General features: G+C 72.7%; 21 protein-coding genes. 5 read left to right on the forward strand and 16 right to left on the reverse strand.

What is annotated here, in order from left to right:
- Positions 1-256: 256 nt before the first annotated feature.
- Positions 257-631: a VOC family protein gene (locus AB0B76_RS45525; protein WP_360388154.1), complete on the reverse strand. Its 375-nt coding sequence runs from the start codon at positions 629-631 to the stop codon at positions 257-259.
- A gap of 60 nt (positions 632-691) precedes the next feature.
- Between AB0B76_RS45525 and AB0B76_RS45530 the strand changes: the two genes are divergently transcribed.
- The 3 genes from AB0B76_RS45530 (at position 692) to AB0B76_RS45540 (ending at position 3545) form a co-directional block, all read left to right on the forward strand.
- A complete protein-coding gene (locus tag AB0B76_RS45530) occupies positions 692-1543 on the forward strand; it encodes a metal ABC transporter substrate-binding protein (RefSeq protein ID WP_360388157.1) in 852 nt (283 codons plus the stop codon).
- A 10-nt stretch (positions 1544-1553) separates the two neighbouring features.
- Complete coding sequence (locus AB0B76_RS45535; RefSeq protein ID WP_360388160.1) at positions 1554-2981, forward strand: M1 family metallopeptidase; 1428 nt, start codon at positions 1554-1556, stop codon at positions 2979-2981.
- 240 nt (positions 2982-3221) lie between these two features.
- Complete coding sequence (locus tag AB0B76_RS45540) at positions 3222-3545, forward strand: GYD domain-containing protein (protein WP_360388163.1); 324 nt, start codon at positions 3222-3224, stop codon at positions 3543-3545.
- A gap of 20 nt (positions 3546-3565) precedes the next feature.
- On the opposite strand, the gene AB0B76_RS45545 is transcribed toward AB0B76_RS45540, so the two are convergent.
- The 7 genes from AB0B76_RS45545 to AB0B76_RS45575 form a co-directional block, all read right to left on the reverse strand.
- A complete protein-coding gene (locus AB0B76_RS45545; protein ID WP_360388165.1) occupies positions 3566-4249 on the reverse strand; it encodes a hypothetical protein in 684 nt (227 codons plus the stop codon).
- A gap of 309 nt (positions 4250-4558) precedes the next feature.
- Complete coding sequence (locus AB0B76_RS45550; RefSeq protein WP_360388168.1) at positions 4559-4744, reverse strand: hypothetical protein; 186 nt, start codon at positions 4742-4744, stop codon at positions 4559-4561.
- A gap of 77 nt (positions 4745-4821) precedes the next feature.
- Entirely contained in the window at positions 4822-6546 is a 1725-nt protein-coding gene (malQ, locus tag AB0B76_RS45555) for a 4-alpha-glucanotransferase (RefSeq protein WP_360388170.1), read from the reverse strand.
- Between the two features lie 27 nt (positions 6547-6573).
- On the reverse strand, positions 6574-7428 hold the full coding sequence (locus tag AB0B76_RS45560; RefSeq protein WP_360388172.1) for an MEDS domain-containing protein: 855 nt from the start codon (positions 7426-7428) through the stop codon (positions 6574-6576).
- Between the two features lie 120 nt (positions 7429-7548).
- Entirely contained in the window at positions 7549-8436 is an 888-nt protein-coding gene (gene ppk2 / locus AB0B76_RS45565) for a polyphosphate kinase 2 (RefSeq protein WP_360388175.1), read from the reverse strand.
- Between the two features lie 65 nt (positions 8437-8501).
- Positions 8502-10163 carry a VWA domain-containing protein gene (locus AB0B76_RS45570; RefSeq protein WP_360388177.1) on the reverse strand — a complete coding sequence of 554 codons (1662 nt, stop codon included), beginning with the start codon at positions 10161-10163 and terminating at the stop codon, positions 8502-8504.
- Entirely contained in the window at positions 10160-11215 is a 1056-nt protein-coding gene (locus AB0B76_RS45575) for a hypothetical protein (RefSeq protein ID WP_360388180.1), read from the reverse strand. The genes AB0B76_RS45570 and AB0B76_RS45575 overlap by 4 nt, the downstream gene beginning before the upstream one ends.
- Before the next feature lie 303 nt (positions 11216-11518).
- On the opposite strand from AB0B76_RS45575, the gene AB0B76_RS45580 reads away from it, so the two are divergent.
- Positions 11519-13204 carry a hypothetical protein gene (locus AB0B76_RS45580; protein WP_360388183.1) on the forward strand — a complete coding sequence of 562 codons (1686 nt, stop codon included), beginning with the start codon at positions 11519-11521 and terminating at the stop codon, positions 13202-13204.
- A gap of 5 nt (positions 13205-13209) precedes the next feature.
- On the opposite strand, the gene AB0B76_RS45585 is transcribed toward AB0B76_RS45580, so the two are convergent.
- Positions 13210-13389, reverse strand: a complete 180-nt coding sequence (locus AB0B76_RS45585) for a hypothetical protein (RefSeq protein WP_360388186.1) — start codon at positions 13387-13389, stop codon at positions 13210-13212.
- Positions 13390-13527: 138 nt separating this feature from the next.
- Between AB0B76_RS45585 and AB0B76_RS45590 the strand changes: the two genes are divergently transcribed.
- Positions 13528-16143, forward strand: a complete 2616-nt coding sequence (locus AB0B76_RS45590; RefSeq protein WP_360388188.1) for an AAA family ATPase — start codon at positions 13528-13530, stop codon at positions 16141-16143.
- A gap of 448 nt (positions 16144-16591) precedes the next feature.
- Here the strand turns inward: AB0B76_RS45590 and AB0B76_RS45595 are convergent, their stop codons facing one another.
- The 7 genes from AB0B76_RS45595 to AB0B76_RS45625 are packed head-to-tail and all read right to left on the reverse strand — an operon-like array spanning position 16592 to position 23868.
- A complete protein-coding gene (locus AB0B76_RS45595) occupies positions 16592-18208 on the reverse strand; it encodes a fucose isomerase (protein ID WP_360388191.1) in 1617 nt (538 codons plus the stop codon).
- A 19-nt stretch (positions 18209-18227) separates the two neighbouring features.
- The gene (locus AB0B76_RS45600) at positions 18228-19691 is read right to left on the reverse strand and encodes an FGGY family carbohydrate kinase (RefSeq protein WP_360388193.1); all 1464 of its coding nucleotides are present in this window, start codon (positions 19689-19691) and stop codon (positions 18228-18230) included.
- Complete coding sequence (locus tag AB0B76_RS45605) at positions 19688-20671, reverse strand: LacI family DNA-binding transcriptional regulator (RefSeq protein WP_360388196.1); 984 nt, start codon at positions 20669-20671, stop codon at positions 19688-19690. Before AB0B76_RS45605 ends, AB0B76_RS45600 begins: the two co-directional genes overlap by 4 nt.
- Complete coding sequence (locus tag AB0B76_RS45610; RefSeq protein ID WP_360388199.1) at positions 20668-21516, reverse strand: alpha/beta fold hydrolase; 849 nt, start codon at positions 21514-21516, stop codon at positions 20668-20670. Before AB0B76_RS45610 ends, AB0B76_RS45605 begins: the two co-directional genes overlap by 4 nt.
- Positions 21513-22106, reverse strand: a complete 594-nt coding sequence (locus AB0B76_RS45615; RefSeq protein ID WP_360388201.1) for a hypothetical protein — start codon at positions 22104-22106, stop codon at positions 21513-21515. The genes AB0B76_RS45610 and AB0B76_RS45615 overlap by 4 nt, the downstream gene beginning before the upstream one ends.
- The gene (locus tag AB0B76_RS45620; protein WP_360388203.1) at positions 22106-22933 is read right to left on the reverse strand and encodes a carbohydrate ABC transporter permease; all 828 of its coding nucleotides are present in this window, start codon (positions 22931-22933) and stop codon (positions 22106-22108) included. Before AB0B76_RS45620 ends, AB0B76_RS45615 begins: the two co-directional genes overlap by 1 nt.
- On the reverse strand, positions 22930-23868 hold the full coding sequence (locus AB0B76_RS45625; protein WP_360388206.1) for a sugar ABC transporter permease: 939 nt from the start codon (positions 23866-23868) through the stop codon (positions 22930-22932). The genes AB0B76_RS45620 and AB0B76_RS45625 overlap by 4 nt, the downstream gene beginning before the upstream one ends.
- Positions 23869-23880: the final 12 nt, after the last annotated feature.

A 23880-nucleotide genomic window follows, 5' to 3' on the forward strand; every position in this document is an offset into this window, starting at 1 on the left:
CTGCCGGGTCGGCCGTGTGCCGTGCGCTGCGCGTCGTGCCGTGCGATGCCGGGTCGGCCGTGTGCCGTGCGCTGCGCGTCGTGCCGTGCGATGCCGGGTCGGCCGTGTGCCGTGCGCTGCGCGTCGTGCCGTGCGATGCCGTGTGCTTCGTGTCGGGCCTCGGTGGCCGGGCTGTGCGGTGCGGTGTGTGCGACATGTCGGATTTTTCGCCCGGCAGGGGATTAGCGAGTGCTGCGCGGCCGGGGTGTGCGGTCGTTCAGGCGAACTGCGTCAGCGACAGGTTGTTGCCGTCCGGGTCCGGGAACCACGCGATCAGGTCGCCGCCTGGTGTGGTCCACACGCCGTCCGGGTCCTGGGGTATGGCCTCGTACCGTGTGAACGCCACCCCCGCCGCGACCAGCCCCGCGACGGTGGTCCGCAGGTCCGGCACCGCCCAGCCCAGCACCGTGAACGGCTGCGCACGCAGTTCCTCCACCTTCGTCACACGCAGCATCGCCGGGCCCGCGCGGAACACGCACGCGAACGGGGTCTGCTCGGTCAGCTCCAGGCCCAGCACCCCGGCGTAGAAGGCGTGCGACCGGTCGAGGTCGGTGGACGGGACGAACGCGATGGCGGCGGCGTCGGTCAGCATGGCGCCCATCGTCTCATGCGTTTTTGACAATGATTGTCATCGCCAGGGAGACTTGCCGGCATGTACCTGCGGGCGGCGGCACTGGCGGCGGCCGTGCTCGCGCTCGCCGGCTGTGCGGTGCACCAACCGGCCGACGACGGGCGGGTGCACGTCGTGGCCGGGTTCTATCCGCTGCAGTTCGTGGCCGAGGAGATCGGCGGCGACCGCGTCGGCGTGCAGAACCTGACCCGGGCCGGCGCCGAGCCGCACGACCTGGAGCTGCAGCCCAGCCAGCTGGCCGCGCTCGAGGACGCCGACCTCGTGCTGTACCTGCGCGGCTTCCAGCCCGCCGTCGACGAGGGCGCCGGCCTGCAGGAGAAGGCGAAGACGTTCGACGTGTCGGCGATCGCATCCCTGCGCAACGCCGACCCGCACGTGTGGCTCGACCCGGTGCGGCTGGCCGCGATCGCCGACGGCGTCGCCAAGCGCATCGCCGCGGCCGACCCCGCCCACGCCGGCGAGTTCACCGCGCGCGCCGCCGACCTCGAGCGGCGGCTGGGGGAGCTTGACGGGGAGTACCGCCAAGGGCTGGCGCATTGCGTCCGGCACGACGTGGTCACCAGCCATGAGGCCTTCGGCTATCTCACCGCGCGCTACGGGCTGACCCAGGTCCCGGTCACCGGGTTGAACCCGGACGAGGAGCCCGGCCCGCAGCGCGTGCGCGACGTGGCCCGCGTCGCCCGGGAGCGCGGCGTCACCACGATCTTCTTCGAGTCGCTGGTCAGCCCGAAGCTGTCGGAGACCGTGGCCCGCGAGATCGGCGCGAAGGCCGCCGTGCTCGACCCGATCGAGGGCGTCGAGACCGGGGAGACGTACTTCACCGCCATGCGCACCAACCTCGCGACCCTCCGTGACGCGCTGGGCTGCGGTTAACCTGGGTTCGGTGCGACGCGCCCTGGCAACGACGGTCACGGTACTGCTCCTCGCCGGTTGTACACCCGGCGCGGTGCGGTCCCAGGGGCAGCCGCTGACCGGGGCGAGCACGATCGTCGAGGACCGCGGCAACCGCGACGGCACCTCGGCCCCGGTGGCCGATCCGCTCTACCCGGCCTACGGCAACCCCGCGCTCGACGTGCTGCACTACGACCTGGCCCTGACCTGGGCGCCGCAACCGCGCACCCTCACCGGCACCGCCACCATCCGCGTCCGGGCCGTGAGCGCCGTGCCGTCTTTGCGGCTCGACTTCTCCAGCGCGTACACCCTGGGCAATATCAGCGTCGACGGAGCCCCGGCCTCCGGGCGGGTCGCGGACGGCGACCTCGTCGTCGACAAGGCGCTGCCGGCGGGGGCGGTGGCGACCCTCGCCGTCCGGTACAGCGGCACTCCGGCCACCGTCCCGATGCCCTCCCACCGCGGCGACGTGGAGCCGCTCGGCCTCACCGTCACCGCGGACGGCGGCCTGTGGACGATGCAGGAGCCGTACGGGGCGAGCACCTGGTACCCGGCGAACGACCAGCCGTCGGACAAGGCGCTGTACGACATCTCGGTGACGGTGCCGGCGGGCTGGTCGGCGGTCGCGAGCGGCACGCCCGGCCCCAGCGGCGACGGCACCTTCCGCTACACGTCCACCGCGCCGGTCGCCTCGTACCTGACCACCCTGGCGGTCGGGCAGTACACGAAGACCGTCGTCACGGGCCCGCACAACCTCCCGATCACGCTGTGGACCCGCCCCTCCGACGACGCCACCCGGCTCGATGCGTTGCGCCGGATGCCGGTGTACGTCCAGTGGCTGGAGGACCGCTTCGGCCCCTACCCGTTCCCCTCCACCGGCGTCGTGCTCGTCCCGTCGCAGTCGGCGATGGAGACGCAGCAGATGCTGACCGTCGGCGGCGACGTGGTCAAGGACCCCGCGGGCGCGGCCGGCGTGCTGGTCCACGAGCTCGCGCACCAGTGGTTCGGCGACGCGGTCGGCCCGGCGACCTGGCAGGACGTGTGGCTGAACGAGGGCTGGGCCAGTTACACCGAGCAGTTGTACCGTGCCCAGTCCGACCCCGCCGCGATGGCCCGCTGGGAGCAGGCGGCCCGCAACGCCGACACCGACCTGCGCCGCCGCCTCGGTCCGCCGGGGAGCCCGCGCGCGGACAGCTTCGCGGAGAACAACGTGTACGTGTGCCCGGCCCTGATGCTGCGCCAGCTGCACAAGGCCCTGGGCGACGCGCGCTTCTTCGCGCTGGGCCGCGCCTGGGCCGCGTCCAACGCCGGCACCGCCCGCACGCGCGCCGACTTCATCGCGTTCGTGAACAAGCAGACGGGCCGCGATTTCACGGGCCTCATCAACGCCTGGCTGGACTCTCCGACCACGCCGGCCTAGAAGTACATTGCCGCTGGTCGAGCCTACTGACTGTCGCTGGCTGCGGCGGCGCCGAGCTCGACATCCGCTGGAGCCACCGGCTTGCTGATCGGACGAGCTGTTGGAATGTTTGTGTCGCCGTTATGAGGAAACTGTTCGGCCCTGGCGCCGCCATAGAAGGCGCAAGCCTGAGGTGGCCGTGGGTGGAACTTCCGTTTGGTTGCCAACAGAGGCCAACAACCCTAGAAGAAGGTGACGTGCGTGGCGAAGTACCTGTTTCAAAGCACCTACACCACCGACGGCGTTCGTGGCCTCCTCGACGAAGGCGGCAGCGGCCGCGTTACGCAGACCGAGAACTTGATCACCCGTCTCGGAGGCCGGCTGGAGTCGTTCTACTTTGCCTTCGGTGGTGCGGACGTACACATCATCGCGGATCTGCCCGACAACGCGACGGCCGCCGCCGTCAGCTTTGCCGCCACCGCCTCCGGCGCAGTCAGGACGAAGACGGTTGTACTACTAACGTCAGAAGAGATTGATCGAGCCGCCCAGCAAAAGGTCGGTTACCGACCACCCGGTGTCCAGTAGGGCAGAATCCACGGCCGCGGCTAGTGCGCGCGTTCCCGGGTCCGGATCGCGCGACCGACCATCCAGGGCGTCACCGGCCGCCCCAGGCGCCCGGTCAGCGTGCCGGCCGCCCGTTCGAGGACGGCGCGGCCCTCGTCCGGTGTCGCCGGTACGCCGTGGCGCGCGAGCCACCGCAGGATCAGCCGGTCGGGCTCGCCCGCCGTGTCGTCGCCGCAGTGCATCCACAGGCAACCGCGCCGGATGCCGAGCCGCCCCTCGCCGGGCACCGCGGCCAGGGCCAGGTTCACGGCCTCCCAGCGTTCCCGGTCGGCTCGGAGCCCCGCGACGGCGTGGAGGTCCGGCACGTCGTGCGCGTCGAGAATGCCCGCGTACCGCAGCGCCGCGTCGGCCTTGCTGATGCCGCCGGTCGTGGACGTCCGCTCGCCGTTCGTGTCGGACCGCAGCGCCATCGCGTCGGGGTAGCGCGCCCGGAACGCGGCCAGGGGCAACGGATCGGCGGGCAGCGGCTCGCCGGCGCCGACGAGCGGCCGCGGGTCGCCGTTGCGGGCCGCGACCCGACCGACGAGGGGGAGCACCACCTGGTCGTACCGCGCGGAGATGGACCACACCGCGTCGACGACGCAGTAGGAAATACTCGCCCACCGCGGCCCGCGCGGCTCGAGCGCCATCCCGGCGAGGGCCTCCACGACCAGATCGAACCCCATGACGCGCACGATGCCGGATCGCCAACCGGAACGGCATCGACGGACAGCGGGCCGGATCTGGCTGAACTCCTAGCTCGCTGCGCTCGCGGTGGGGGAGCTTCGCTCCACCCACGCCCCCTCAAGATCTGCGCCACGTCGCCCGGCACCGCGCCGGCTGCTCGTTGTTCAAGCGCGCCGCTTGGACGGTGAGCTGCCGGCCACCTTGCCGAGGCTGACGCGTGCCCTCGGCCCGCGCAATTCAACCGCGGCAGAAGAGTTTGCGGTTCGCCGAAGTCCGGCTCAGGGCCGAGCGGCGCTTTCGGGTCGGGTTTATCGCGAAACCGCGCGGATGAGCGCCGTCAGGATGGAGACGAAGCCCTTGATGATGGCGATCGTCAGGCTGAACATGCCCGAAATGAGTGAGACGACGATGCCCACCGCAACCTCCATGCCCGTCGGTGGCCGGCGCCGCCGAACTGTAAAGGCATCGTTCCGGCGGGCGATGTGGATGGCCATCGCCCGAAGCGATCGCTGTGCGCGCCGCGGGGCGGACTCATTCCGGCAATGAGGTCCGGCACAGCCGGACAGCAGGGTCAGGCTGAGCCGTCGAGGATTTCGGCGATGTGCAGCATGCGCGGGTCGGCCGTCAGGGACTCCAGGCTCAGCGGCAGCGGGATGCGCCAGTTCGGGTACTGCCCCATGGTCCCCGGCAGGTTGGGCTGGCGCGGCTCGCCCAGGACGTCGTACGGGGACGCGAGCAGGATTCGGCACGGGGTTCGGGTCAGCAGGCGGTGCATGGCCACCACGATCTCGGCGTCCGTGCTGTCCGGGGTGGCCAGGCCCTCGGCCGTGAGCAGGTCGAGCAGGGCCGTGCGGTCCTTCTCGGCCGCGGCCCGCTCCTCGGCCACCGGGCGGGTCAGCACGCCCGCCTCGGCGCGGGCGGTCACGTGCTCGCCGGTGAGGAAGCCCGTCGCGGTCGGGAGGTCGTGGGTCGAGATGCTCGCCATGGCGTTCGCGGGCCATCGGGCCGGCGGGATGAAGCGGCCGTCGTCGTCGCGGGTGAACCACAGGACGGCCGAGCCCAGGATGTTGCGGGCCTGCAGGGTCTCGGTCACGACCGGCTCCACGGTGCCCAGGTCCTCGCCGACGACCACGGCGCCGGCGCGCACGGCCTCCTCGATCAGCACGCCCAGCATCGCCGAGGCGTCGTAGTGCACGTAGGCGCCGCCGGCCGCGCCGTGGCCCGGCGGGATCCACCACAGCCGCCACAGGCCCGCCACGTGGTCGACGCGCAGGCCGCCGGCGTGGGCGAAGATGCCGCGCAGCAGGTCCCGGTACGCCTCGTAGCCCGTCGCGGCCAGCCGGTCGGGGCGCCACGTCGCCAGGCCCCAGTCCTGGCCCTGCTGGTTGAACGCGTCCGGCGGGGCGCCGACCTTCGCGTCCTGGGCGATCACGTCCTGCAGGGTCCACGCGTCGGCGCCGCCCGGGTCGATGCCCACGGCCAGGTCGTGCACGATCCCGACCGCCATCGTGGCGGCAGCCGCGTTCGCCGTGGCCAGCTGCTCGGCGCAGCGGCGCTGGAGCCACACGTGGAAGGCGGCGCGGGCCGGGTCGGCGGCGGCGTACGCGGCCGGCCCGGGGCGGCGCAGCTCCTCCGGCCAGGCGCGCCAGTCGACGCCGTGGGCCTCGGCGAGCGCGGTATAGGTGGCGAAGTCGCGCAGCGCGGGCGCAATATCCGAAATACCCGAATCATCAGAAATATCGGAAAAGAGGAGCTCCAGCGCCGCCCGCTTCGCGCGCCACACGGCGTCGTAGTCGATCAGGTCGGCCGCCGGCGGGCGGAGGGCGTCGACCCGGGCGCGAAGGGCGGGAGCGGCGGCCTTGTACTCGGGCAGGTCGGCGATCCGCAGATAGATCGCGTTCACGAAGCGCCGCGACGACGGCGAGTACGGCGACGACTGCATCGGGTCGACCGGCGCCACCGCGTGCAGCGGGTTGACCAGCACCGCACCCGCGCCGGTGAGCGCCGCCCAGCGCGAGAACGCCGCCAGGTCCGCGAAGTCGCCGACGCCCCAGGACGCGGCCGAGCGCAGGCCGTACAGCTGGATCATCCAACCCCAGGTGCGGGGCACCTCGGGGAGCACGACCGGCGCGGTGGCCGGGGTGACGCCCGCGGTCCGCGGCTCGAGCAGCGCCATGACGGCCCGCACGACGTCGGGTTCGATGTCGACGCGCCGGTGGCCGGCGGTCTCGTACCAGGTGGCGACGCCCCGGGCGGCGGCCTCGGCATTCAGGGACTCATCTGGCGAAAGCGGCACGCCGCCAGTCTTACCCCAACGGCGCGGTCACGAAGCGGGCGACACGGAAACCGCCGGGACCCGGTCGCGCAGCACGAGGCTCGGTACCGACTCCGCGCCCACCAGCTGCAGCGCCTGGCGCACGGCGCGGCCGCAGCGCACGACGGTGTGGCGGTGCGGGCGGGACGCGGCGAAGCGGACGATGTGCCCGGCCCCGGCCGCGTCGACGAAGTCGAGGTCGCTCGCGTCGAGCATGACCACCGAGTCGGCCCCGGCCACGAGCTCGAGGATGGAGGGCAGCGACTCGGCGTTGGAGGCGTCGAGCTCGCCGGTGAGCCGCAGGTGGGCCCCCCAGCCGCCGAGGGTGAACGCGAGCAGCGGGCCCGGGTGGACGGCGCCGATGCGGGCCAGCAGCTCCTTGCCGAAGCGGCGGCGGTCGTAGAGGCACAGGCCGGTGACGCGCGGGTCGCCGAAGAAGCGGTTCACCTCGTGCTCGTACGCGAACAGGTCGGTCGGCGTCCACGCGGGCCGGTCGGTCCAGGTCATCTGGCCGGCGACGGCGACCGCCGGCCAGCCGCCGCCGAGGGTGTCGTCGGCGAGGCGGGTGAGCAGGTCGAGCATGTCCGCCACGCCGAAGATCGGGCCACCGAAGGCGTCCAGCGGGGCACCGGTCTGACCGGTGTCGAAGCGGACCGTCGTGAACTGCCCGGGCGCGGCCCCGGTCACGCCCTTGGCCACCGCCCGGGCCAGGTCGCCCGATTCGGTGTCCAGGAAGACCACCACGCGGTGACCTGCGGTGACCGCCCGTTGCGCGAAGTCCGTCAGCAGCCCGCGAATCTCGTCGTCACTTGAGTAAGCGAGCGTGACGTGCTTGCCGAACAACGCCGCCCCAAGCTCCCGCACGGGCTACACATTACGACGTGAACAACCGTGCCGTGAATGCCGCGGGCGTGAATACCGAACCTGCTCTACTCAACCGCTCGGCGTGTGGTTACTCAAGGAAAGCGAATCATCTCCTACAACTTATAGGCGCGGCGCGTCGTCGGCCTTGTCGTCGGCGAGCGCGGCCGGGCCCAGGATGAGCGGGTCGGGCGCGGCGACGATCTCGCTGTCCTTGTTGTCGTACTGGAAGCGGCTCAGCACGTGCCGCATCGCCTCGAGCCGGGCCCGCTTCTTGTCGTTGCTCTTGACGACGGTCCACGGCGCGTCGGCGGTGTCGGTGTAGAAGAACATCGCCTCCTTCGCCTCGGTGTAGTCGTCCCATTTGTCCAGCGAGGCGAGATCCATCGGCGACAGTTTCCATTGCCGCACCGGGTCCACCTGGCGAATCAGAAATCGGGTGCGCTGCTCGTTGCGCGACACCGAGAACCAGAATTTGACCAGCTTGATGCCGGAGCGCACCAGCATCCGCTCGAGCTCGGGGGCCTGGCGCATGAACTCGAGGTACTCGGCCCGGTTGCAGAAGCCCATGACCCGCTCGACGCCGGCCCGGTTATACCAGGACCGGTCGAACAGGACGATCTCCCCCTGGGCCGGCAGGTACTGGATATAACGCTGGAAGTACCACTGCGTGAGCTCGCGCTCGCTGGGCTTCTCCAGCGCGACCACCCGGGCGCCGCGTGGGTTGAGATGCTCCATGAACCGCTTGATCGTGCCGCCCTTGCCGGCCGCGTCGCGCCCCTCGAAGAGGATCACGAGCCGGTCGCCGGTGTCCTTGATCGAGTTCTGCAGCTTGAGCAGCTCGATCTGCAGCAGGCGCTTGACTCGGTCGTACTCCGCCCTCGTCAAGCGCTCGTCATAGGGGTAGTCCTCCCGCCACGTGTCGACCGGCTGGCCGTCCTTGCGCAGCAGCACCGGGTCGTCATCGTCGTCGTCCTCGACCAGGTAGTCGTCGAGCGAGAGTTCCGTCATACTTTCGATCTACCCCACGCTCCGGCGTTTCACCACTGCCGGGGCTTGAACACCGCGTTACAAGATCACTGGTACCCGCGGATCTCCTTGAACGCCGCGGGCAGCGAACCGGTGCGCGCGTCGAAGGTGCGGCCCCCGGTCAGGTCGGCGATCTGCTGCATCTCGGCGACGTTGCCCTCGCCGAAGAGGATCGTGAACACCGGTACCTTCGCCAGCTGCGGCACCCGCGACTTGAACGCGTCCAGGCGCGCCCCGGCGGTGACCTCGCCGTCGGTGAGCAGGACGATCGACGTGAACCGGTCGGGGTCCTCCTTGGCCAGGGCGGCGGCCTGGTCGTAGGCGGTGAACAGGGCGTCGTAGATCGCGGTGTCCCCGGAGACCTTCAGCCCGCCGACGTACCCGCGGATCTGGTCGAGGGTCGGCTGGAAGTTGTCCTCGGGCACGTCGAACCGGCTCACCTGGCCCGGCTTGCTGCTGAACGGGATCATCAGCACCTGCTCGCGGCCGTTGAACCGGCTGAACTGCCCGGAGAGGCTGGTGTCGGCGCCGGTGAGGCCGATGAGGGCGTTCTTGAGGCCCTCGATCCGCTCGCCCTTCATCGACCCGGACAGGTCCAGCACGTAGATCGTGCGGGCCGGCTTGCGCAGGTCGTCGCCGAACGCCCCGATGAGCGCGTTGGCCGCCTCGAGCATGCCCGGGAACGGCAGCTCCGGCAGGCTCCCGCCGCCCTTGGGCCCGAACTCGGCGCCGAGCGCCAGGTTGGGCACCGCGGGCCGCCGCCACGTGCGCTCCATGATCTGCTGCTGCACGCTCGGGCGGCGCAGGTAGTCGGCGATCGCCGCGTAGTTGGTCTTCGTCTGCTCCGGCACCCCGGCGAGCAGGGTCAGCGGGTAGTCGGCGGTGACGACGCCGTCGGACGGGTACACCACCGAAAGCTTCTCGGGCAGTTTGCCTGACGCGTTGAGCGACAGGATCACCGACTCGTAGTTGACGAGCCCGTCGACGGCGTGGTCGTTCTTCGCCACGGCGTTCTTGGTGAAGGCGTCGGCCAGCCAGCCCGATGAGCCCGCGGTCAGGTTCTGCCCGGCGAAGAACGCCCGCAGCCGCGGGGTCAGCGGGGCGATCTGCTCGGCGCTGAGCGCGGCACCCGTGCCGGAGAGCGCCGCGGCGACCCCGACGAGCGCGGAGAAGCCCGAGTTCGAGCTGGCCGGGTTGGTCATGCCGTAGGTGAACTTGTGCTCGCCGGCCGCGACCGCGATCTCCGACCACGTCGGGCGGTGCTGGTCCCAGCCGAGCTGCTTGGCCACGGTCTCGCGCAGGCCCAGCACGACCGGGGAGGTCGCGACCTTGGTGGCGGTGCCGATCTTGTCCCCGGCGCCCGGGTGCAGCTGGAGGTACCGGTTGCTGGCGAACCAGATCGCGTCGTAGCTCTTGGCGGCGTTGCCCGACACCACGTTCTCGACGCCGTCGAGGGTGCCGGTGGCCTGGAGCTTGACCTCGACCCCGGTGGCCTGCCGGGCCTGGTCGAGGATCGGCTGGAGGTCGGCGAGCTCGCTGCCGGCGAGCACGCGCAGGGTGCCGGAGCCCTTGAGGAACGCGCCCTCGCTCGCGGCGGGCTCGGCCCCCTTCGGCTTCTCGGTGCAGGCGCCCAGCAGGAGAGCCGCCGCGAGTAACGCGACGCCGAGCCGCCGCATGCCGCCGCTTCCGCTTCGCTCCGTACCGCTCACGCCATCTTCTCCTCAAGCCTCGCCAGAAAATCGTGCTGGGCGTCGTAGTCGGGTTCGGGCACGGCGCCGGCGATGGAGTCCGGGAGTGCGGCGTCGCCGGGGCGCACCTTCGCGAAGACCGGCGCGGTAAGCGTGCTGTCCGCGGTGCGGAACCCGTGCTTGGCCGCCAGGCGCTGCAGGTCGGGGTCGCTCGCGAGGAGCTTGGCCACCGTCGCGCCGGCGTCGCTCAGCGGCACGATCGTGTGCTCGCACATGAGGGTCGGGGTGGGGTACAGCACCGTCTGCCCGTTGCTCAGGCCCTGGTTGACCGCGTGGTCGACGAACTGGGCCTCGTAGATGAGCACCATCGGCGCGAAGTTCGTGCCGCGGCCCAGGTAGCTCTCGAACGGCTCCTCGCTCGTGGTGTCCACGGCGCCCTGGTCGGTGAAGAGCTTGGCCACGGCGCCCAGGTCGCCGCCGGTGACCTGGTTGACCAGCGCGGCGAACATCGCCGCGGAGTTGGAGTCGGCCGGCCGGGTCGTGGCCACGAGCACGTTCTGCGCGACCGGCCGCGTCGTGTTGCCGGGGATGTCGGTCCACTTGAGGTTGCGGCGGTTGGCGTCGACAAGCGCCTTGAGGTCGAGCCGCCAGACCCGCGCGCTGTCGCGCTCGGCGAGGTGGGCGCTGTTGAGCAGGTCCACGATCGGCTGGAAGGTCGCGACGGCCAGCGGCGAGGAGAACACCGCGACGTTGTCGCCCTTCGGCGCGCTGTGCCGGCGGACCTCCTCGGCGGCGGCCTTGCTGCTGGGGAAGGCGAAGTCGTACCCGGCGGTGCGCGTGGGCATCTGCCGGGACCCGGCCGCGTCGGCCCGCACCGCCCACCCGTGCCGGGCCAGGGCGGCCTTGACGTCGGGGTCGGCGAAGTACGGCAGCTTCTCGGAGCCGACGATGGCCGTGAGCTGCTTGACGCCGCCCGCCCCGGCCCCGCCCCCGCGGCCGAGCAGGTGCCCGGCGACGGCGCCGATGACGACCAGCACGAGCACCAGGACGATCAGGGGTCCGGTCCGCTTCACGGCCCCGATTGTGCCCCATCGGTACAAACCCCGGCCGTCAATGTCCAGTTCAAATGACGTTCATGTCGTCCACAGTGGAGGATTATGCGCCGGCCCGGGCGGCCCGGCCGGCCGGTCTGACCTGTTTCCGACGGAACCGGAGCATTCGTGTCGATGTCGTCACCCTGCGTCGCGCACTGCGGTTGATCTGCGCAGAATGCACCATCCGAACGGCCGAGGCTCGCCTCCGACCGGCTGAGCAGGGGCCGGAATCCGCTCCCCTCGATGTCATACTTGCCCGCGGCCAGGGGGAGGGTGGCGAAAATGGGTAGGCATAAGGCGGGTACGCGCTCGCTCGGCGCGGTCATGCGCGGGCTCGTGCTGCTGCTCGCCGTCGGGCTCGTCGCCGGCGCGGGCTGGTACGCCCTTCGCGGGCGGCCCACCGGCGACGACGGCACCGGCTGCCCCACCACGCTGCGGGTGGTGACCGCCTCCTCGTTCTCCACCGTGGTCTCCGCCGCCGGCCGCGTGCTGCGCTCCGGCCAGGACTGCGTCCTGCTCGACATCACCGCCGCCGACGGCCGCCCCGCGGGCGGGCAGCTCGCGCAGGTCAACGCCGACGTGTGGATCCCCGACGACGCCTCCTGGGCCACCGTCGCGCCGCCGGGCCTGCTCGTGCCCACCGACAAGGACAAGGGCGGCGCCGTACAGCAGGAGACGAGCGCCGGGGCCACGATCGCGACCACCCCGATCCTCATGGTCACCGACCAGGCCACCGCGGACAAGATCAAGGGCGCGGGCGGCGGCTGGCTGGCCCTGGCCGGGCTGCTCGACGGCAAGAGCAGCGGCGTGCGGCTCGTCGTCCGCGACCCGTCGCTGTCCGGCGACGGCCTGGTCGCGGCCGGGGCCGTGGGCGAGGCGGTCTGGCTCAAGGACGGCATGGACGCCTCCTCGCTCGCGCTGAACACCACGCGGGCGGTGACCCGCACCGTCAACCACGACCTGGCCGCGACCCCGAACGAGGTGGGCGAGGTCGGGCTGGTTCCGGAGTACGCGCTGTTGCCGATCATGAACTTGGCGCCGAACCGCGTCTATCTCAGCGGGGCGGACCATACGGCGATCATGCGGTACACCTGGCTGCCCACCGCCGCGGCGGCCCGGGACCCGCAGCGGGCCGCGGCCCTCAAGCGCCTCCTCGCGAGCTTCGAGACCACCGAGGTCCGCCAGGCCATCTCCGCCGCGGGCCTGCGCGGCCCGGGCCAGGTCCGCCCGCCGTTCGAGGGCGGCTCCGCCCTGCCCGAGCCGACCGCGCCGCCGTTCGACGTGCTCGCGGCCCACCACGTGCAGCACGTCTTCGCCACGTGGGACCCCGAGGACCGGCGCAGCAACCTGCTCATCGCCGTGGACATAGCCGGCCCCGGCACCGGCGCGGGCTCCAGCCCCGCCGTGATCGGCAGCGCCGCGCCCGGCGGCCGACAAGCCCCGATCGACGTGCTCAAGTCCGGCTGCCGCGTGGTCGGCGACCTCATGCCGGTCGGCTCCAACCTGGGCCTGTGGGAGATCAGCCCCGGCCAGCCCGGCGGGTACCGCAAGCTGCTGCCGTCGGACCGCCTCGACGACACCTCGAGGGCCGCGTTCGCCCGCTCGGTGAGCACCCTGACGACGCACAAGGCCGGCGCGGGCCTGCTGGACACGGTCGTCGCCGCGTACCAGTCGGTGCGCGACGACTGGCACGACGACATGTTCAACCAGGTCTTCATCCTGACCGACGACGCGAACAAGGACAGCACGAACGCCCAGGCCGTGGCCGCGATGGTGCAGAAGCTCACGGAGCTGCAGGACAAGGAGCGCCCGGTCACGATCAGCGTGGTGGTCCTGGGCAAGAAGGACGCGGCGGACCGCTTGAAGGCGGCCCTGCAGCCGCTGGGCGCGTACGTCGACTACGCCCAGACGGTCGACGACGTGCAGGCCGCCTTCATCCACGTCATGGCGGGCGGCCTGCACGAGTAGCACCGTCAGCCGCTCGACCGGCCCCGCAGAAACCCGATCATCGCCAGCAGGAGCAGCTCCGTGCCGCCCACCATGCCGGCCCCGGACACCACTGCGGTCGGTGCCGCGGTGCCTCCGAGCCAGACCAGCGTTCCGCCGGCCGCGCCGAGCAGCACGCTCGCCAGCAAGGTGATCGCCAGCCACACCGCTCGATCCGAACGTCCCACCGTCACCACGTCCCATCTGCCGAACCGATGGAATTCACCGGCCAGGGGTGATGCAATCCGAACATCCGTCCTCCCGCCACGCGCTGGACGAGGCTGGACGGCTGGACGCCGAGGGGGATGATGACGAGCGCCTCCGACCCGGACGCGGTGACGAGCTGGGACGGCCTGCGCCGGGGCATCGCCGCTCTGCGCGCCGCGAGCGGCCACTCGTACCAGCGGATCGCGGCGGTCGCGGTCCGCTCCGGCCATTCGATAAGCAAGAGCGGCGTGGCCAACCTGTGCACCGGCGACGGGCGGCCGACCCGGGAGTCGCTGGCCGCCTTCCTGCACGGGTGCGGCGTCCCGGCGGAGTCGCGCGCGTCGTGGCTGCGCGCGTGGGACCGGCTGAGCCTGCCGCCGCCGGCCGACACCCCGTCGATGTCGGAGATCCTGAGACGCTGGACGCTGCAGGGCACGAACGCCCGCGACCACTTCGAGCGCCGGTCCCGGGGGCTGCTGAGCTACAGCCGCGGCGGCGACCTGTTCCGCGGGCGGCGGCACGCGCTCGCCGCGGCCCGGGACTGGCTCACCGGGCCGCCGCCGGGCCGCCCGCTGGTGATCACCGGCCAGCCCGGGGCCGGCAAGTCGGCGCTGCTCGCCCGGGCCTGCCTGCACCTGGCCCGCGACACCGGGCAACGCGGGCTGTACTTCCACGCGCGCGGCGCGACCTATCCGGATCTCTTCGCCGCCCTGCGCACCGCGTGCGCCGCGGCGCCGGACAGCTCGCTCGACGGGCTCCTCGAGACGCTCGACCAGGCCGGCTCCGTCCTGGTCATCGCCGTCGACGCCCTCGACGAGGCGGCCGGGCGCGACGACCGCCGGCGCATCGCCGAGCTGCTCCGCGAGGCCGCGGTGCTGCCGACGAGCCGCATCGCCGTCGCCACCCGCCCGCTGGTCGCGCCGGACCGTTTCGCGCCGGGCTCCCTGTTCGCCCTGCTCGGCGTGCCGGGCGCGAAGAGCGCGGCGCTGATCGACCTCGACACCGACCGGTACTTCGAGCCGGCCGGCCTGCTCCTGTTCGCCGCGGCGATGCTGACGCAGGAGGGCGCCCGCCATCCCGGGCCGCCGGACGCGGCCTGGACGGCCTACCGGGCCGACCCGGCCCTGACCGGACGCCTGGCCCGGCTCATCGCGGCGCGCGCCCGCCGCAACTACCTGGTCGCGGCGATGGCGGCACTGTCGATCTCGGTGGCGTCCCGGGTCGTCGACCCGGCCGCCGCCGGGTTCAACATCACCGACGTGCCCTCGACGGTCGGCGAGGCGCTGAGCAAGTACCTCGACAACCTTCCGGAGCTGCACCGCCAGCAGATCCGCACGCTGCTGCGCGCCCTGGCGTACGCCCGGGGCGACGGCATCAACGACACGCTGTGGCTGCGGTTCAGCGCCGCACTCGGCCATCCGGCCACCGAGCTGGACCTGGCGCTGCTGCGCGACTCGGCCGCCGCCGACTACCTGCTGCACACCGTCCCCGAGCGGTCCGGGATGCTGACCCGGCTCTTCCACCAGGCCCTCAACGACGAGCTGCAGGCGGGCCGGGACGAGCGGGCCGACGAGCAGTCGGTGTTCGCGGCCCTGGTACCGCCGGACGGCTGGACCGCCGCCGGGGACTACCAGCTCCGCTACGCGGCCGACCACGCGGTCGCCGCCGGGCGTACCACGCAGCTGCTGACCGACCGCGACTACCTCGCGCACGCCGACCTGTCACGCCTGCTGGCCGTGCTGCCGGAGCCCGCGGACACGACCGACCTGGAGCGGATCGTCGTGCTGCGGGCCGGCGCCTTCCGGGTGGCCGGGCACCAGCCGTCGGCCCGGATGAAGCTGCTCGATCTCATGGCGGCGCACGTCGGGCTCCCGGACGTCCTGTCGGCGGATGCGCCGGGCGGCCACGGCGCGATGACGCCGCACTGGGCCCACGCGCTCACGATCAGCCTGCACTCGATCGACGCCGCGAACCGCGGGGTCACGGCGGTCGCGGTCGGCACCGTCCACGGAACCGACGTCATCGTGGCGGGCGGCACCGACGGGACGGTCCGGCTGTGGGACGCGTTCGCCGGACAGGTCATCCTTGCGACGCAGCCGGCCGATCCCGACGAGCCGGCGCGCCCGGCCGCGCTCGCGACGTGCACGACGGACAACGCGGACGTGCTCGTCGTCGCCACCGGCTACCAGATCCACGTGGTGGACGCGCTGACGGGCCGGGCCGGCCCCACCGCGCTGATCGGCCAGCCGAGCCAGATCACCGCCATCACGACGGGCGTCGCCGGGGACCGGCCGGTCGTGGCGGCCGGCGACGCCCACGGCCGGGTCCGCGTGCTGGACCTGCTGGACGGGGCCCTGCGGTACGAGTACCGCACCGGCACCGGCGCGGTCGAGGCCCTCGCGACCGACGGCGACCAGCTGCTGACGATGGCCGGCGACGGCGCCGTCACCGTGCGCGAGCTGGGGACGGGCCGCTGGCTGCGGGCGTTCCGGACCGGACAGCACGCCGCCCCGGCCGCGATCGCCGTCGGCCGGACCGGCGCGCAGACCCTGCTGGCCTACACCGGCCCGGACGGCGTCGTCGGCCTGCACGACGCGACGACCGGGCAGGCGCTCGACACGTACCGGATGCTCGGCCCGGGCCGGGCCCTGGCCTTCGGCCCGCAGCGGTTGTACGTCGCGGCCGGCACCACCGTCGCCGCCTTCCGCCTGTGAGCCGTCACCGCCGACGTTGACGCCCTTTGATACGAAGGGGCGGTGTTCGAGGAGCGCGCCGTCCTGGCACCGCCGCTCCCGTGACGCAGGAGGGGCCCCGCGGCACGCGGCCGGTCGAGCACCGGCAACGGGGGCGCGCCGCGGGCCACCCTTCCGGCGCCGGCCACGACGGCCGGGTGCGAGGATGTGCCGGTGGAACAGCCGGCTTGGTCCGAGATTTCGGCACGACGGGTTGCCGGATGTGGCGGCCGCGATGGTTCCGGGAGCGGGTCGTCTGGTCGTCGCGTTCGACGTGATGGGCGGGCAGTTCGTGTGGATGCCGGCCGAGCGGGGCGTGCGGCCGACGGTGCACTGGCGCGCCAGCTCGGCTTCCTCCAGTAGCCGGCAGGTCGCCGTCCAAGCGCCTGCTTGAACGGCGAACCGCCGGCGAGCGCGGCGAGCCTGGGAATCAGACCGATACGTCCCCGCAGAGGTGGACCTCTATGCCCAGCGCGGACAGCATCGCGGCCTTCGCGATGAGGGCCTTGTCGGCGGTTGCGGCGTCGGGGGCGTAGGCGACGTTGAGGTGGTTGGCCTTGTGCCGGGCCATGAACTGGTCGCGGGTGACGCCGTGCAGGACGGCGTGCATGATGGGCCACGCCGGGGTTGTCGCGTTGGAGCGGCGCTGCGACTCCTCCGCCGGCAGGGACACGGCCGATGCGCGGCCGAGGTCGGCGTGCAGGGTGCCGTGCTGGATGAAGACCCGGCTCCAGACGACTTCGCCGGGTTTGCAGATGCCTTTGATGGTCGAGCCGCCCAGCGGGAAGTACACGGGGTCCTGGCGCCAGCCCTCCGCCTCCGCGTAGCCCGTGGCGAAGTGGGACGCCGGGACCGAGCCGGAGATTTCCCAGACCCAGACGAAGTCGTCGCCGTAGGTTTCGCCCCAGCGGACGTCGTGAAGGGTCGTCGCCGGGTCCAGGCCCATCGCGGTCCAGATGCGGTTCGTGACCAGTGCGTCGACGGCGACGCCTTCGTCGGCTTCGTTGAAGTGGGGCAGTGGGGCGCCGTCCCACAAGACGCGGGTGCCGTCGCGGGTGGTGACCGGGGGGCGGGCGGCGTTGTTGAGGAGGCCTTCGGCGAGGTCGGAGGCGGGGCTGAGGTCTTTGAGGCCCTGCTGGTATTGGATGCCGATGGCGTCGAGGCCGTAGTCGTCGGCGATGCGCAGGGCGGCGATGTACATCTTGAGCTGCCACTGGACCTGTTCGCGGGTCAGGGCGGTGGTTTCGTCGGTGCCGAACCGGAAGGTCATGCCGTGGGCGGTGAGCCAGTCGAAGGCGGCGTCGGCCTCGGCGGTGGGGACGTGTTGCATTTCGGCCCAGAGGGCGCTCTGGGAAAGGCGTTCCTTGTAGATGCCGGTGGGGTTGAGGAGTTCGTCGTCGATGATGGCGTTGTACATGCCCATGCAGCCTTCGTCGAAGACGCCGATGATGGCCTTGTCCGCGAGGAGCTGCGCGGCGAGGGCCCGGCCGAGGTCGGTCTCCGGGGTGGGGGGCAGGGCGGGAAGGTCCCGGACGTGGGAGGTGTCGTGGGGGACGGTGCCGGTGGTGATCCAGGAGCGCAGGCCGGATGTGAACCAGCTGTCGGTGAAGTCGACGGACCAGAGGGTGGCGTAGTCGCGGCCCATTTTGGTCAGGCCGGCGTTGAGGCCGAGGAGGCCGACGAGGCCGGGCCAGTCCCCGGCGAAGTTCGCGACGGTGAGCAGCGGCCCGCGGTGGGTGCGTAGGCCGGCGAGGACGTGGTGACTGTACTGCCAGACGGCTTCGGCGACGACGAGCGGCGCGTCGGGCGGGATGGTTTTGAAGACTTCCAGGCCCATGCGCTGGCTGGAGATGAAGCCGTCGTGGGCGCGCCGGACGGTCCAGCCGAGTTCGGCGAAGGCGGCGGTGATGGCGGCCTCGACGGCGACCTGGGTGGGCCAGCCGGCCTGGTTGGCGGCGGGGCGCAGGTCGCCGCTGGCGATCAGGTAGACCGTGTCCGGCTCGGCCGCGGGCCGTTCGACCGCAGCGGGGAGGGTGTAGGAACTCATGGGGGTCCTCCGGGAGACGTCACGCGCGCTGCCGCTGACGGGCCGCGAGCGTATGGGCGATGGTGCGGGTGGCCGGGTAGAGGTCCCGGTAGAGCGCGTAGAGCTCGTCGTACCCGGCCCGCTCGGCCGGGTCCGGCTCGACGATCCCGGCGGGCGGGTTCCACCGGTCGATGTCGATCGGTGACGTCAGCGAGGCGGCCAGGACGGCGGCTCCGTACGACGCGCCCACCGTCACCCGCGGCACCACCTGGGCCAGGCCGGTGATGGACGAGACGATCCGGGTCCAGAGCCCGCCCCGGGTGCCGCCGCCGACCGCCACGACGCGCCGGACGTCCGCGCCGGCGTCGCGCAGGGCCTCGACGTTGTGCCGCACGCCGAGCGCGGTCGCCTCGAGGGCGGCGCGGTACAGGTCGCCGCGGGTGTGCGACAGCGTCAGGCCCGCGATCACGCCGCGGGCGTCCGGGTCCTGCAGCGGGGTGCGCTCGCCGGCGAGGTACGGCAGCATCAGCAGCCCCCGCGCGCCCGGCCCGGACGCCTCCGCCTCGGCCAGCAGCGCCGGGTAGTCCGCGCCGGTGAGCCCGGACAGCCAAGCGGTCACCGCGCCCGACGTGGCCATCCCGCCGGCGAGGCTGCGCGTGCCGGGGAGGGCGCCGACGGTACCCCACATGACCGGGCTGGTCAGCGGGCGGTCGACGGTCGCGATGAGGAACATCGTGGTGCCGTACATGAGCATGAGGTCGCCCGGGCGCTGGGCGCCGACGCTTACCGCCTCCGTCCAGGCGTCGATGGTCCCGGCGATCACCGGGGTGCCCGCGGGGATGCCGGCGACCGGGCGCGCGGTGGTGCCGGCCACGTCGCCGGGCCAGACGAGCGGCGGCAGCTCCAGGCCCGGGGCGATCAGCCCCGCCCAGGGGCGGTGCCAGGCCCGGGCGTGGGTGTCGAACAGCGGCGTGCACTGGCTGGCCGAGTGGAAGTCAAGAACATAGGAGCCGGTCAGCCGGTACACCAGGAAGGAAGCGGGCATGAAGAGCCGGCGGGCCCGGGCGGACACCGCGGGCTCGTGCGCGGCGATCCACGCCAGCTTCGGGCCGGCCGCCTGGGAGGACAACGCCGAGCCGCAGCGCTCCCGGATCGCGTCGGCGCCGCCCAGTCGCTCGGTCAGCGCCGCGATCTCGGCGGTGGCGCGGGTGTCGACGCCGTACAGCACCGCCGGGCGCAGCGGCGTGCCGTCCGCGCCGGTGAGCAGCACGCACGGGCCCATACCGCTGACCCCGACGGCGGCGACGGTCACGCCCGCGGTCAGCTCGCCGGCGAGGGACACGAACTCGTCCCACCAGACCTCGCCGTCCATCTCGACGTGGCCCGGATGCGGGCGGTCGACGGTGTGCTCGCGCACCGCCGTCCGCAGGACGGTCCCGTCGGCGTCGACGAGGACGCCCTTGCTGCTCGAGGTACCGATGTCGACACCGAGATACAAGGTCACGACTGCACCGGGCCGCTTTGACCGGTGGTGCGCAGCACCACCGTCTTCGCCGGGCCCGTGTCGCCGCCGATGCGCTCCAGCAGCAGCGTGGCCGCGGCCTCGCCCAGCTCGCGGGCCGGCACGTCCACGACCCGGATGCCGCGGCGGCCGAACGACGCGAACGGCAGGTCGCCGAAGACGGCCAGGCCGAAGCCGGGCGGGGCCAGCCCCGCGTCGTGCAGCGCGTCCAGGGCGCCCGCGGCCATGAGGTTGTTGGCCACGACCGCGGCGTCCGGCGGCTCCGGCAGGGCGAGCAGCTCGGCCATCGCGGCCCGGCCGCCGTCGACGCGGTAGTCGGCGTAGCGCAGCAGCTCCTCCAGGTAGCCGCCGCCGGCGTGGCGGGCCGCCGCCTGCCGCCAGCCCGCCATCCGCAGCTGGGCGGTCTCGACCGAGCTGGGGCCGGTGATGCACGCGACCCGGGTGAAGCCGGCCGCGAACAGCGACTCGGCCGCCGAGTGGCCCCCGGCCCGGTTGTCGACGGTGACCGCGTCGACGTCGGCGCGAGCCAGGCTGCGGTCGACGGCGACGACGGGCCGGCGGTGCGCGACCAGCCGGCTCACGTCGCTGGCGTCGTCGGCCGGGGCCAGGATCACCCCGGCCATGTGCTCGGCGAGCGCGATGCCGATGTACGTCGCCTCACGCTCCGGGTCCTCGTCGGTGTTGCACAGCACCACCGAGTAGCCGGCGGCCCGGGCGCGGTTCTCCACCCCGCGGGCCAGCGCGGTGAAGAACGGGTTCTCGATGTCGGGGATGATCAGGCCGATCACCGCCGAGTGCTGGCCGCGCAGCCGGCGGGCGGTGCGGTTCGGCGTGAAGTCGAGCTCGGCGGCGGCCGCCCGCACCAGCCGCTCGGACTCGGCGGAGACCCGGGCCCCGTTGAGCACCCGGCTGACGGTCGCGGGGGAGACGCCGGCCCGGGCCGCCACCTCGTAGATCGTCACCACGTGCGGAAGTCCTCGCGCAGCGAGCGGCGCAGCGCGGCCAGGCGGCGCTCGCGGGTGGCGACGCTGGCGGCGGCGTCCGGGTCGTAGACCTCGAACGCGTGCACCCCGCCCGGCACCAGCTCGAACACCGTCGGCACCCCGGCCTCGGCGAGCCGCCGCGCGTAGCCGGCGTCCTCGTCGCGGAACAGGTCGAGGGAGCCGGTGTCGACGTACGTGGGCGGCAGGCCGCGAAGGTCGGTCGCGCGGGCCGGGGCGGCATACGCGTCGGCGGGCGCCCCGCCGAGGTACGCGGCCCAGGCCAGGTCGGCGAGGCGCCGGTTCCACACCGGCGCGCCGGCGTTCTCCCGCGCGCTCGGGGTCTCGTGGCGGTCGTCGAGCATCGGGTAGTACAGGTGCGCGGCCGCGATCGCCGGGCCGCCCTCATCGCGGGCCAGCAGGCACAGCGCCGCCGCCAGCCCGCCGCCGGCGCTGCCCCCGGCCACCACGACCCGCTCGTAGCGCCCGGCGCACCAGGCCAGGGCCGTGCGGCAGTCGTGCACCGGGGCCGGGTGCGGGTGCTCGGGGGCGAGGCGGTAGTCCACCGCCACGACCGCGGCGCCGAGCGCGGCGGCCAGGTCGCAGCAGAAGGCGTCGTCGTACTCGGCGGCGCCGAGGAACATGCCGCCGCCGTGGATCCACAGGACGCAGGCGTCGCCCGTCCCGTGGACGCGCAGGCCCACCGGGCCGCCGACGACGGTGGGGGCGGCGGCGGGGGCGATCGGCACGCGCAGCCGGTCGTCGATGGCGCGTACCGCCGCCACCGAGAGCGGGCCGTCGGGCAGGTGTTCGGTGAGCGGGATCATCGGGCGGCCTGCAGCGCGTCGATCTCGGCCAGCAGGGCGGCGGTCTGGCGGGCCGCGATCGTCAGCAGCAGCGGGGCGGCGACGAGCGCGAGCACGCCCGCCGAGGCCGCGGCCGCGAAGGCGCCGATGACGGTCAGGCCGGTCAGCGTCAGCGCCCAGGCGGGGCGGTACGCGGCGAGGATGACCCCGCCGCGCAGCGCCGCCAGGCCGCGCTTGCCCCGAACCGCACCGTAGGCGAGCGCGTAGGGCCCGACGAGCAGGACGGCCGCGGCCGGCACGACGCCCCAGGGGGCGAGCAGCGCCAGGCCGGCGACCGAGAGGAGCAGCGCCAGGACCGGGTCGACCTTGAACAGCACCGTCAGCCGGGAGCCGTCGCCGGCGGTCAGCGCGGCGAGGCCGGTCAGCGCGAGGGTCACCGGCAGCGTCGCGGCGGCCGCGACCCAGCCGGGCGCGCCGGCGACCAGGGCGGCGCCGAGCGGCACCGCGCCGAGGCCGAGCAGCAGCCCGGCGCCCAGGTTGCGGGGCAGGTCGTGCCAGAAGGCGGTGGCGCCGGACCAGGCGAGCGCGGGAAGTGTGGTGGTGGTGTCCATCAGAGTTTCAATCCGCTCGATGCGATCGACTGCACGATGTAGCGCTGGGCCACGATGAACACGACCAGGACCGGGACGATCGCCATCGCGATGCCGGCCGCGATGGTGCCCAGCGAGCCGGTGGAGAACCGCCCGGCCAGCAGGACCAGGCCCACGGGGAGGGTCTGCCGGCCGGTGTCGCTGATCATGACCAGCGGCAGCAGCAGGTCGTTCCACCAGTACGTGAAGCACAGGATGCCCAGCGTGGCGATCGACGGGCCGGACAGCGGCAGGATGACCCGGACGAACGTGCGCAGGTGCCCGGCGCCGTCGAGCTTGGCCGCCTCCTCCAGCTCGTACGGCAGCGCCAGGAAGTGCTGGCGCAGCAGGAAGATGCCGAACGCGCTGAAGATGCCGGGCAGGATCAGCGCCCACAGCGTGTTGGTCAGCTGCAGCTTCGACATGACCAGGAACAGCGGCACGATTGTCACCTGGATCGGGATCATCAGCGAGCCGATGACGACCGCGAAGAGCACGCCCTTACCGCGGAAGCGCAGCCGCGCGAACGCGTAGCCGGCCGTCGAGCAGGTGACGAGCTGCGCCACCGTGATCGTCGTCGACACGATGATCGAGTTCAGGAAGAACCGGAAGTACGGCACCTGGTCGGTGACCTTGCCGAAGTTCGCGGTGGTCACGTTGTCGGGGTCGAACGTGGGCGGGAGCCGGTACAGCTCCGCGTCCGAGGCCGAGAACGCGCCCCGGAAGACCCACAGGAACGGCGCACTGATGGCGACGGCGGCGACGACCAGGATCGTGAACGTCGCCGCCCGGGCGAGGATGCGACTCATTCGTAGAACGTCCATCTTCTCGACAGCCGGAACTGGATCGCGGTGAGGACGATGAGTACCAGCATGAAGGTGATGCCGATGGCGGAGGCGTAGCCGAGGTCGAAGTCGCCGAAGGCGCGGTCGTAGAGGTACTCCACGATGGTCCGGCTGGCGTCGCCCGGCCCGCCCTGGGTCAGGACCCGCGGCTCGGCGAAGATCTGGAACGAGTTGATGGTGTTGATGACGACCAGGAAGAAGATCGTCGGCGACAGCATCGGGAACGTGATGCGCCAGAAGCGGGTCCACGCGTTGGCGCCGTCGACGATCGCGGCCTCCTTGAGCGCGTCCGGGATGGCCTGCAGGCCGGCGATGTACACCAGGATCGAGAACCCGATCGTCTTCCACGAGTTGACCAGGATCACCGACACCGGCGCGAACGCCGAGGAGCCCAGCCAGTCGATGCGGTCGACGCCGGCCAGGCCGAGCGCCCAGTTGACCAGGCCGAGGTCCTTGTTGAGCAGGAACCGCCAGATCAGCGCGACCGCCGAGGCCGACACGACGAACGGGAACAGGAACGACAGCCGGAAGAAGCCGCGCAGCCAGCGGGGCATGCGCGTCTCCAGCAGCACCGCGAGCAGCAGGCCCGCGACCACGTTCACGGCCAGGATCGCCACCGCCATGTAGGCCGTGGAGCCGTACACGCCGAGCAGCCGCTCGTCGTGCACGAGCCGGTCGAAGTTGGCCAGGCCCACGAACTCGCCGTCGCTGAGCAGGTTCCAGTCGTAGAAGCTCAGGTACAGCACGCCCGCGGTCGGGGCGAACACGAAGACCAGGAACGTCACGATCGACGGGGACAGGAACCCCAGGGCCGCGAGGCCGTCCCGGCGCCGGCGGCGGGGGACCCCCCGGCCGGGGTCGGCGACGACCGCGGCCGGGGGGATGGTGCCAGTTGTCATGAGATCAGCCAT

The sequence above is a fragment of the Dactylosporangium sp. NPDC049140 genome, from assembly GCF_040648435.1.